An 11755-nucleotide genomic window follows, 5' to 3' on the forward strand; every position below is an offset into this window, starting at 1 on the left:
TGAGAATGAATCTGCTAAGATAAGAGGAATGCTCAAAACACATCAGCCTCCCTTTTGATTGACAACTATTCACTCAAACAAAAAATAGGGCTTTTGCACCAATAAAAATTCTTTTGACTGTAAAAACCCTTACTTTGGCAGAAGTAATATCAGAAACTATGCAATTGACCAAACCCACGCTTTTGACCCTTCTGCTTTTTTGCTGGGCTCTTTCTTCCTTTTCACAAACAAAGAGCGAAGCCAAACAACCAAACATCGTCTTTTTCTTCGTCGATGATATGGGCTGGCAGGACACATCTGTTCCTTTTCATACCGAAGTCACACAGCTCAACAAAGATTACCATACCCCCAATATGGAGCGACTGGCAAGTGAGGGTAAAAAGTTCACCCAAGCCTATGCTTATGCTGTTTGTTCGCCGTCCCGGGTCAGCTGGATGACAGGGATGAACGGTGCCAGGCATCGCGTGACCAATTGGACGTTGAGAAAAAACCAATCACCAGATCCAGAAAGTGAATCTATCACTCCTCCAATTTGGAATATGAATGGCATGAGTCAGACACCAGGCGAAGAGCGAGCAGTATACCATGTCACGCTTCCCCAAAAGCTTAAAGAAGCTGGCTACGAAACAATTCACGTGGGTAAAGCGCACTTCGGAGCACAAGGAACATCAGGAGAAAACCCGCTCAACTTGGGTTTTGATGTCAATATAGGCGGACACGCGGCTGGTGGCCCTGGAAGCTACTTGGGTAAATACAATTTCAGCGCTGATTGGAGAGACAAAGGCAATCATACTTGGGATGTCCCTGGATTGGAGAAATACCATGGCCAAGACGTTTTCCTGACAGAAGCTCTGACCATAGAGGCCAATAAAGCAATAGAGAATGCGGTCAACAAAGGAAAGCCTTTTTATCTCTACATGTCCCACTATGCCATCCATGCGCCATGGGAAAAAGACATGCGATTCTACCAAAAATACATCGATCAGGGAATGGGAGAGTTCAAAGCCACTTTTGCATCCATGATCGAAGGGATGGACAAATCACTAGGAGACATCTGGGCACAACTGGAAAAGTTGGGAGTTGAGGAAAATACAATATTGGTATTTATGTCTGACAATGGCAGCCCCAAACAAACTCCTAGAAATTTACCTCTCAGAGGTCACAAACTCACTCCTTATGAAGGAGGCATCCGAGTTCCGCTGATAGTCAAATGGCCAGGCGTAGTGGAAGAAGGCAGTCAAACCGCCGACAAGGTGATGATTGAGGACATTTATCCAACATTCTTGGAAATGGCAGGAGTTTCCAAGCCAGAGAAGGATTCTGAAGATGGGGAGAGCTTTGTCGATATTCTGAAAGGAAAAACCGGTCCAGACAAACGAACCATTTACTGGCATTTCCCTCACACTTATGATCAGTATCCCTATAGCATTGTGAGAAATGGAGACTGGAAATTGATCTATCTTCACGAAGACCAAAGACTAGAACTTTACAATATCGCCGAAGACATTTCCGAGACTCAGGATTTGATTTTGGAGCAACCCAAAATCGCCAAAAAGCTGGCAAAAGACCTGACTTCTTTTCTTAAAGAATCACAAGCTCAAATGCCAACTCTACCTGCTACTGGCCTAGCGATCCCCTATCCGGATGAGTTGATCGATTGATTTGGAAAACTGATGGGATCGCATTTAAATTGCTTTCCCATCATTCCATTCTAATGATCATTGCCAATTCATGAAATTTCTTCTATCATTTCTTTTGCTCCTTCCCCTCCTCTCACCGGCCCAAACAGTCTGCACCGCAGAAAGTAGGGAAAGATTGGAAGGATTTCTGGACAAAATCAATTCTTCCAATTGGGAGAAAACATCGCCAAATGAAAGGATCGTGGAAATTGGCTCTTGGTTTCTCGAAACTCCCTACGTGGAAAAAACCCTGGAAATCCCCGGACCGGAGCAGTTGGTCATCAATGTGCAGGGAGTGGATTGCACCACTTTTCTGGAGTCGGTCGTGACTTTGGCTAGAATCAGTCAGAAAGGAGAGGTCAATTTTGAAGCATTTGAAAAAGAACTGGAGCAGCTCCGGTATCGAAATGGCAAAAACCAGGGCTATGTGAGCCGACTTCATTATTTCTCCGACTGGATCTACGAAAACCAGAGGAAAGGGATTCTCAGCAATATCACCCAATCCATCGGCGGAATTCGCTATGAAAATCACCCGACTTTCATGACTGAGAACCCTCAATATTATCCTCAACTTAGCCAAAAGGAAAACGTGGAGCAACTCCAAAACATCGAAGCTGCTATCCGAATCAGAGATTACTATTTCATCCCAAAAGCTCAGATCAGTCAAGTAGAAAGCCAAATCAAATCGGGAGACTTGATCGCTATCACCACCTCCATGGATAATTTGGATATGGTTCACGTCGGTTTTGCCATTGAGAAAAATGGAAGAATCCATCTGATGCATGCCAGTTCTAAAAATAAGAAAGTGGAGATCTCAGAACTTCCGCTGCATGATTATTTAGCAGGCAACCGCTCCCAATCAGGCATCATGGTCGCACGACTGAACTAATCATTTCCGAAGCCCAGCGATCACACGAAGCGGTCCACCGCTTCCGCCTTTGATTTTCATGGGCAGAGCCACGACATAGATTCCCGTCGGGGGCAATTGATCCAAATTGGCCATATTTTCAAAGCCCGGAATCTGGTTTTCCGTCAAGCGCTGATGTGCTGCAAAATCCTGAGACTGGCCATAATCCAGGCTAGGAGTGTCCAATCCTACCGCTTTTACCTTCCTGCTTTTGGCAAGCCAGTCCGCCGTTTCAGGTTGGATTCCTGGAAAATGCAACTCTGGAATCGCCTCAGCACCCGTTTTGGCGGTTCCAAAATAACTTTCTCGATCCGGGTAAAACTGGCCATATCCTGTTCGAAATAAAACCATGGTGTTTTCTGGAATCTTCCCATTTTCGCTTTCCCATGCCAAAACAGCCACCGAATCAATCAAATAATCTCGATCGGCAAGAGCCTTTTCACTCACATCGATGAGCACTGCATTTCCTGTCAGCTTCGAAAGCGGAAGTTCATCCACAGTCTCTCCTTTTTCATAAAAATGAATCGGAGAATCCAAGTGAGTCCCTCCATGCTCCGGGGTCAAAATCGTGTAAGAGGAATAAAAATAGCCCAAGTCGGTGACTCCTTCGGCGTCTGTTCTATGCTGAAAACCATCCGAATTGTTAGGCCAATAGAGAGTCGTAGAATCAAAAGAATAAGTCAAATCGATCCATTCGAGATTGGTCAAAGGATCAATCGTTGGAACTTCCGCGGGTTCTTGTGGGGAACAAGAAATTGACAGGACTGGAACTGCCAATCCAGTCACGAGATACTTAAAAAGTTTCATCAGGTAAAGATTTAGAGTTTCTATAAGGTAAAATAGAAATTCCGAAATCAAATACCTCGACCTTAAATCAATCCTTTTGCATCACCTTCTCAGCCTGCGATTTCTCAAACAAAGGATCAAACTCAAGATTCTTTTCGGTTGGGATGGGAGCTTGATACTTCTCTCTCCATTGATTAAGCTTTTCCATTAGTTCAGCAGCCTTTTCAGGATTCGATTCCGCCAAATTGTTGGTTTCGGAGACATCCTCTTTGAGATTGTAGAGTTCCAGCTCTCCATCTTCAAAGTAATGATGCAGCTTCCAGTCTCCTGACCGGATCACGGATCCCGGTCTGGTGCGAAAAAGTGGATCTCGGGAACCATCTTTTTTAGGCTGATATGCTTCCAAGTAGATGGGAAAGTGCCAAAACAAATCGGCGGCCTGCATATTTTCACCTTTTAGCAAGGACAAAAAGCTTTTTCCTTCCAATTGCTCCAATTCGGATTCAGCACCAATCACTTCTTTCAAGGTAGGGAAAAAGTCCATCTGGGAAACCGCAGTTTGAATCTCTCTTGCTTCAAATTTTCCAGCCCAATTGATGATCAAAGGCACCCGAATTCCACCTTCGTAATAGCTCCCTTTGCCAGCTCTCAATGGATCCTGATGACTGACTGCACGAATTCCCCCATTGTCTGAAGTGAAAATTATCAGTGTATTTTCTGCCAATCCCAAGGCATTTACCTTGGCTAGCAATCGACCTACATTTTGATCCATATTGTAGATCATGGCCGCATAAGTGGCATTATCCCTTCCCGGCTCTGTCTTTTTCGCTGCAAATCGTGCAATATCTTTCTCTTTGGCCATCAAGGGGGTATGAACTGTGTAAAATGGCAAATACAAGAAAAAGGGTTCGGATTGATTCTTTTCCACAAAATCAATAGCCTCCAAAGTCAGAACATCCGTCAAAAACTCTCCATCCTGAACTGAATCCACTGGACTGACATTAAAGGGACTGAAGTAGCCATCTTTCCCGGGATTTCCTCGATGACTTCCTGCGACATTTACATCGAAGCCAAAGTCTGTTGGATTCTCTGACACATGCCATTTGCCGATGCTGGCAGTGACATAGCCTTGATCTTTGAATAGATTTCCAAGAGTGTAGGAACTGGGATTGATTGTATCTTCATTGTGAGAAGGGATAAGCCTTCTGGTCTTTGGATTTCCTCGATCAGCAGGACTTACCGTATAGATTCCATGAGTCGGCGTATTGGTTCCGGTCAGCATCGTCGCCCTACTTGGAGCACAGTTGGATGCTCCTGCATAGGCCTGAAAAAAGACCACGCCTGTTTTGCTCAAACTGTCAATAGTTGGAGTTTCGTAGTAGTCCGAACCCATGTATCCCAAATCACTCCAGCCCAAATCATCCACATTGATCAGGATTACATTGGGTTTACGATCCGTTTTCTGGGATTTAGCTTGGCAGGAAAAGAGAAAAACGGAAAGAATCAGAATCAGTCTCAAGGCAGAGTATTTTTTAATGAAAGCCTAAAGAAGCATCATGAAAATTGAAAATAAAAGCCCAAATCCATGCAGGCATTCAATTGGCTTCTGTTTCTTTACAGAAACTTAAAGATCCCTCAATCGGCACTTTTTCCGACATTAGTAATTTTCCGCATGAAAGAATCAAGAAGAGAATTTCTCAAAAAATCAGCATTATTGACCGGAGCAGCCGGGTTGTGGCAAGTCTTGCCAAGCTCTATCGAGCGCGCCCTTGCTATCAGTCCTGATCCGGGTACAACTTTTGAAGATGCCGAGCATGTGGTGATGCTCATGCAGGAAAACCGTTCCTTTGACCATTGCTTTGGAACTTTGCGCGGAGTGCGTGGATACAACGATCCAAGAGCTATATCTCTTCCTCAGCAATTTCCCGTCTGGATGCAGCCCGACAAAGAGGGAAATCGTTTTGCTCCATTTCGATTAGATATCCAGGCCACCAAAGCCACTTGGATGCGCGATATCCCTCACTCTTGGGAAAACCAGGTGGATGCCAGAAACCAAGGGAAATACGATGGATGGATCGAAGCCAAGAGACCGGGAAGAAGGGAATTTCAAAAAGTGCCTCTGACCATGGGCTATTATACCCGAGAAGACATCCCTTTTTACTATGCATTTGCGGATGCCTTCACGGTTTTTGATCAGCACTTTTGTGCAGCATTGACCGGTACGACTACCAACAGAAGCTATTTCTGGACAGGAAAAACACACGGAGAGCCCGGAGCAAAAGCCAAAGTCCGAAACGGAGAAGTCAACTACGATCACGAGGCAAGTTGGAAAACTTTCCCTGAGCGACTGGAGGAACTGGGTATTTCTTGGAAAGTCTATCAAAACGAAATCAATCTCCCTTCCCTTTCAGATGATTCTTCCTTACTTGCCAACTTTTCGGACAATAATCTGGAGTGGTTTGCCCAATACAATGTGCGATTCAGTCCAGGATTTTATGAGTATTTGCTTCACCAAAAGCCGATCTTAGAGAAAGAAATCGCTGATTTCGAAGAGAATGGAGCGCCGGAAGGAGCCGATGAAGACTATCCAAAAGAGATCCAGGAAAAAAGACGGCAACTCGAAGTAGCCAAGGAATACCTGATCAATTTCCATCCGGATAAATTTGATCAACTGAGTGATTTTGAGAAAAACATCCACCAAAAAGCTTTCGGTAGAAACACAGGAGATGCGGATTTTCACAGAACAGAGAAAATCAAGTACAGCGAAAATGGTGAAGAGCGAGAAGTCGAGGTTCCAAAGGGGGATATTTTGCACCAATTCAGAAAGGATGTTAATGAGGGAAATCTCCCTGCGGTGACCTGGCTAGTGGCTCCTCAGAAATTCTCCGATCACCCTAGTGCGCCATGGTATGGGGCTTGGTATGTGTCGGAGGTTTTGGATATTTTGACGCAGAATCCAGAGGTCTGGAAAAAGACCATCTTCATCCTCAACTACGATGAAAATGACGGCTATTTTGATCATCAGCCTCCATTTGTAGTTCCGGACCCCAAAAATCCAGCAGAGGGTCTTATTTCTGAAGGCGTAGGCACTGACGGAGAATACGTGTATCGTGAGGACGAAAAAGCTGCAGGGTTTGACGAGGAAGATTGTAGAACCAGCCCAGTAGGTTTGGGCTATAGAGTACCGCTGATCGTCGCATCGCCTTGGACCCGAGGCGGCTATGTCAATTCACAGGTTTCGGATATCACCTCCACGATTATGTTTTTGGAGAAATTCCTCAGCAAAAAGTCAGGGAAAAATGTCCATGAAAGCAATATCTCTGATTGGAGAAGGATGATTTCAGGAGACTTGACCTCTGCATTTAGACCTTACAATGGAGAGCCATTGGAAAAGCTGGATCCAGTCAATCGAAATGCTTGGATGACCCAAATTCACAAAGCTCAATTCATGGATCTTCCTGACAATTTTAAGACTTTCAGCCCTGCTGAAGCTCCTGATTGGAACGAAGAACGATTGAAAAAGGAAGGGATATTGCCAGCTCAGGAAAAAGGAACCCGACCATCCAATGCCTTGAATTATGATCTGCGGGTGACTGGTAGTTTTGATTCCAGTCAACAGCGAATCATGTTAACATTTGAAGCTTCTAATGAAGTTTTTGGAAAAGACACCTTGGGCGTTCCGATCCAAGTGTATGCACCTTCTTCCTACAAAAGTGCAGAGGCAGACAAATGGGAAGAGGCTAGAAACTGGAATTTCGCTGTGAAGGCAGGAGATAAAATCTCCTATGAATGGCCCTTGGCTGATTTTGAAAACGGGAATTATCATCTCCGAGTGTATGGGCCAAATGGTTTCTACAGAGAGTTAAAAGGTGACGCTCAATCTGGGTCGACGCAAATGCTTTTGAAACCAAATTTCAAGAAAACTGGAAATGCCAGAATGGCGCTTTTAGAAACTGAAATTCAAGGAAATGCTCAGATTCAGGTCAAAGAAAACGCCTATAGAAAAGACGAAACTGGGAAGAAAATCAATCCAAGAAAGCAAGTTACCAAGCTTGATTTTGAATCTTCTAAAGGCTGGTACGATCTGACTGTCAAAGGTCCCGGATTTGAATGGACTTTTGCAGGAAGATTGGAAAATGGATTAGAGAGTATTTCGGATCCGCTGATTTCGTGAGTTAGTCCATTGCTCAGAGACGATAGTCCATAGTTCTCAGTGATTATTTCCAATCCAGATTTAAATGGAATTGATTGAATTGAAATGTGGCTTTAGCCCATTCACAATTGAGTATCAGAAAAAATCAGGCTTTAGCCAAAAATCTTAGAAAAAGGGCCTGCTTTATCAAAAACAGGCCCTTTTTCATTATCTCATCTTCAAGGTCGAAACATAATAATCAGGATCTGCAACAAGCTCCTTTTTCCCCGAAACCTTCAGCTCTTTCCAGTCTGTACCAGGACTGAGTCGGGTTTTTTCAGCACCAATAGTGACATCCACAGGCATATCGAAGGACTGAATACAATTATTCCATCGGTACATCAAAGTCTGATCGTCTGAGTAATAATATTCAAATGTTGGAATGCTAGTTTCCCTCAAATACTGATCAAAAAAGGGCTTTAGGTCCACGCCCATTTGCTGGGCTATGTAGCCCTCTACTTGCTCGGTGGTCACAGTCTGATGGTAAAATTCCTTATTGAGTCCTCGAAGAATTATTCTCCACTTTTCGTCATCATTCAGGATTTCCCGAAGAGTATTGAGCATATTTCCGCCCTTGTAATACATGTCTCCCGAACCGCTTCGATTGACTCCGTAAGTTCCTATGATCGGACTTTGATTCTGGATATTCATCCGAGTGCCTCTGACATATTCCTGCCCGGCTTCTTTGCCATAGAAATAATCTAAAAACAAGCTTTCGGAGTAGTTGGTAAAACTCTCATGAATCCACATATCCGCTACATCCTTGTAAGTGATATTATTGGCAAACCACTCGTGCCCGGATTCATGGATGATGATAAAGTCAAATTTCATCCCCCAGCCTGTTCCGCTCAAATCTCTGCCTAGGTACCCATTTTCAAATTTATTGCCGTAGGTCACAGCGCTTTGATGCTCCATTCCTAGATATGGCACTTCCACCAGTTTGAATCCATCTTCATAAAATGGATAGGGTCCAAACCAATGCTCAAATGCCTCCATCATTCTTGTAGCATCTTGGAACTGGACTTTTGCCTTCTCCAAATTGTCACGAAGGACATAGTAATCCATGCTCAAGGCTCCCTTTTCGCCGGGATATTCCTCTCCAAAATGCACATAATCCCCAATGCTGATATTGACTCCGTAGCCATTGATGGGATTTTCCACCACCCAGTCATAGGTCGCGGTTCCTTTTCCTTTGTGAACATTGACTAGACGACCGTTGGAGATATCCATCAGGCCACGGGGCACGGTCACAGAGATCATCATGCTATCTACCTCATCTGCTGGATGATCTTTGCCCGGCCACCAGATGCTGGAGCCGATTCCCTGATTGGAATTGGCGATAAAATCGATGCCATTCGCATCTTTCTGCCAAGTGATTCCTCCATCCCAAGGTGGACGAACAGCCACTTTCGGTTTTCCTTCGAAAGAAACCAATATCTCCTTGACCTCGCCAGTAACTTGTTCTTTTTTCAAAGTAATGAAATGGGCCGCACCCACTTTTTCTATCGTCAAAGGATCGCCATCCTGAGTTACAGAAGTGATCTGCATCGGTTCTTGCAAATCTATCTGAAGAGTCTGCCCCGGTTTCTCGACCTGATATCTGACTAGATTTGTTCCGCTGATGGATTGGGTTTCTGGAAAAACCTCCACTGACAAATGGTAATAAGTCAAATCCCACCATTCTCTCTCAGGAGTGATACTGCCTCTCAAGGTATCGGCCAGGGTGGTCGGTCGCTGGGCAAAAGCCTGTGATCCCAAGCCCATCAATAGGACGAGTGAGAGTAGTTTGATTGTTTTCATGAATAATTTCTTAAGTATTGATGTTTGCCTTAGCTATTCTGGAATCAGAGAAAATTGATCTGAACTCAAATCAATATTTTTCATTTTTGATTTGAACTCAGATCATCCATGTTTCAAATTCACAATCTGAGAAACCTACACCTTTTTCTCATTTCGAACTTCATACCTCGTACTTCTCACCTCTTATCTTCCTCCCGGAGGACAATGCTTTTTCAAATAATCTGTGTAAAGCTTCTTGAGATGGGTATTGGTACCTTCACCTTCTGAGATCGAGTGGGATCGATTAGGGTAAGGCATGAATTGGAACAGTTTACCATGCTTAATGAGCTCATTGACTAGCATTTCGGCATTGTTGTAGTGGACATTATCATCGCCTGTACCATGGATATAAAGCAGGTTTCCCTCTAAGTTTTTGGCGTAAGTGATCGGTGAACCAGCGATAAAATCCTCTGGATTCTCCTGCGGTAAGCCCATGTATCGCTCCTGATAGATATTGTCATAGGTCATCTGATTGGCTACAGCTGCGATGGAAATACCTGTTTTGTAGATTTCTGGATACTGGAACATCAAATTCAAAGTAGCAGATCCTCCACCGGACCAACCCCAAACCGCTACTCGCTCAGGATCCACAAAATCCCAAGCGACAATCTGCTTGGCCGCTTCCGCCTGATCGGAGATATTCAACCTACCGATCTGACGATAGATACTTTTTCTCCAGGCTCTCCCTTTCGGTGCGGGAGTGCCTCGGTTGTCCAAGCTGATGTAGATATAGCCATCTTCAGCCATATTTCCGTCATACAGTCTATTTCGGCCCACGCCGTAGGTATCTTTCACATTGGCCCCCCAAGGCTCAGTATAGACATAGAATACGACCGGATATTTTTTACTAGGATCAAAATCAGTCGGCTTTACCATCCATCCGTCCATTTCAGTACCATCGGCCAGCTTGATCGTGAAAAACTCCTCTACGGCATTCGGTTGGGCATTTCCCATCAGATTCTGAATCCCAGTAGTCTCATTGAGTGCTTGATGTTTAGGCAGTTCGATCCACTCCATCATCATCCGGGTCCGGTGATTTTGGAAGGAGTGCATGGCATATTGGCCGTTTGGAGAAATAATGTAGTTGTGTGTTCCTTCCTGATCTTCAGGACTGACTCTTTCAGCTTCACCTTTCCCATCCAAACGTGTTTTATAGAGGTATTTTTGGGTGGCATTTTCTGGACTGGCGTGGAAATAAACCACGTTTTTCTTTTCGTCAAAGTGTACCAAATTCATCACGTCATACTTCCCTTTGGTGATCAAAGTCTCTTTTCCATCCAGACCGATCCGATACAAATGTCTCCAACCATCTTTGTCCGATGACCACAAGAATTCCTTTCTGTCATTGAGCCATTTAAACTCATGTCTATAAGTCAATGCATACACATTTTCCCAAGTAGAAAGCACATCAATCCAAGCTTCATCTGTCTCTTCACTGATGAGCTTGACCTGATTTTTGGCTACATCTACTCCGAAAATCTTACTATGATTCTGCTTTCTATTAAGCTGCTGCACCAAAAGAAAATCAGCAGAATTCCACTCCATTCTTGGCAAATAGTGCTGCTGAGGATCACCTGGGATCGCTAACCAAGTCAAGTTTTGGTTAGCCAGCTCGATCACACCAATCCGGGCGGGTGACGGAGCCTGGCCTACGGTCGGGTATTCTACAGGGATGATTTTGGAGTAAACAGAATCGGTAAAATTGACCATGTCGTAATCCGGGATTTTCTCCGCATCCAGTTGCCAGAAGGAGATTTTCTTGCCGTCAGGACTCCACTGGAATCCATCTCTACAGGCAAACTCCTCCTCATAAGCCCAATCAAAAGTGCCGTTGATAAGTTTTCTAGTGCCGTCAGTGGTCAAAGCAGTGATTTTTTCTGATGCCAAGTCTTCCAGATACAAGTTGAACTCAGAGACATAGGCAATCTGACTACCATCCGGAGAAAGCTTCGCAAATCGCAAAGAGGAAGCCGGAAGTTCTTTCCCTACTTGTTGCAGTTTCTTGCTTTCAAGATCCAAAACCCAGTAATCTCCCTCCGTATCCAGTCTCCAAACTTTTCGTGTATTGGTGTAAATCAGGAGCTTTTTGCCATCCTGAGAAAATGAAAAATCCCGGACCTGCAGCGGTTTTTCTCCGGCTGGCGTCATCCACTCACTTGGGATCACCAACGTCTCAGAGTTGTCCGGCATATTCAGTTGGACGATACCCTCGGCTTCAACTTGGTAGAAGGAAGCTCCATCAGAAGCCCATTTGAAATCTTGGGACTGGCTCTGGCCTGCTGTCAGTATTAGCAGCAGCAAAGACAAAATTGGAAAATAGATTCTGGTGTATTTCATCCCAGAAAATTACTA

At 44.4% G+C, this 11755-nt stretch carries 7 protein-coding genes; 3 read left to right on the forward strand and 4 right to left on the reverse strand.

The genetic code is table 11. From position 1 onward, the window contains the following. Positions 1–134 precede the first annotated feature (134 nt). A complete protein-coding gene (locus tag G460_RS21620) occupies positions 135–1661 on the forward strand; it encodes a sulfatase (protein ID WP_245578711.1) in 1527 nt (508 codons plus the stop codon). 70 nt (positions 1662–1731) lie between these two features. After that, entirely contained in the window at positions 1732–2568 is an 837-nt protein-coding gene (locus tag G460_RS0107570; protein WP_026954783.1) for an N-acetylmuramoyl-L-alanine amidase-like domain-containing protein, read from the forward strand. Here the strand turns inward: G460_RS0107570 and G460_RS0107575 are convergent, their stop codons facing one another. After that, positions 2569–3393: a cyclase family protein gene (locus tag G460_RS0107575; protein WP_035464095.1), complete on the reverse strand. Its 825-nt coding sequence runs from the start codon at positions 3391–3393 to the stop codon at positions 2569–2571. Positions 3394–3460: 67 nt separating this feature from the next. After that, entirely contained in the window at positions 3461–4891 is a 1431-nt protein-coding gene (locus G460_RS0107580; protein ID WP_051315964.1) for a sulfatase, read from the reverse strand. A gap of 153 nt (positions 4892–5044) precedes the next feature. Here G460_RS0107580 and G460_RS0107585 point away from each other — a divergent pair, with 153 nt between their 5' ends. Continuing rightward, complete coding sequence (locus G460_RS0107585) at positions 5045–7546, forward strand: phosphocholine-specific phospholipase C (protein WP_026954786.1); 2502 nt, start codon at positions 5045–5047, stop codon at positions 7544–7546. Positions 7547–7732: 186 nt separating this feature from the next. On the opposite strand, the gene G460_RS0107590 is transcribed toward G460_RS0107585, so the two are convergent. Together G460_RS0107590 and G460_RS0107595 are read right to left on the reverse strand one after the other, a co-directional pair. Next, the gene (locus G460_RS0107590) at positions 7733–9364 is read right to left on the reverse strand and encodes a M1 family metallopeptidase (RefSeq protein WP_035464098.1); all 1632 of its coding nucleotides are present in this window, start codon (positions 9362–9364) and stop codon (positions 7733–7735) included. A 183-nt stretch (positions 9365–9547) separates the two neighbouring features. Further along, entirely contained in the window at positions 9548–11740 is a 2193-nt protein-coding gene (locus tag G460_RS0107595; protein WP_026954788.1) for a S9 family peptidase, read from the reverse strand. Positions 11741–11755 lie beyond the last annotated feature (15 nt).

This window comes from Algoriphagus vanfongensis DSM 17529 (assembly GCF_000429465.1).
Lineage (GTDB): Bacteria > Bacteroidota > Bacteroidia > Cytophagales > Cyclobacteriaceae > Algoriphagus > Algoriphagus vanfongensis.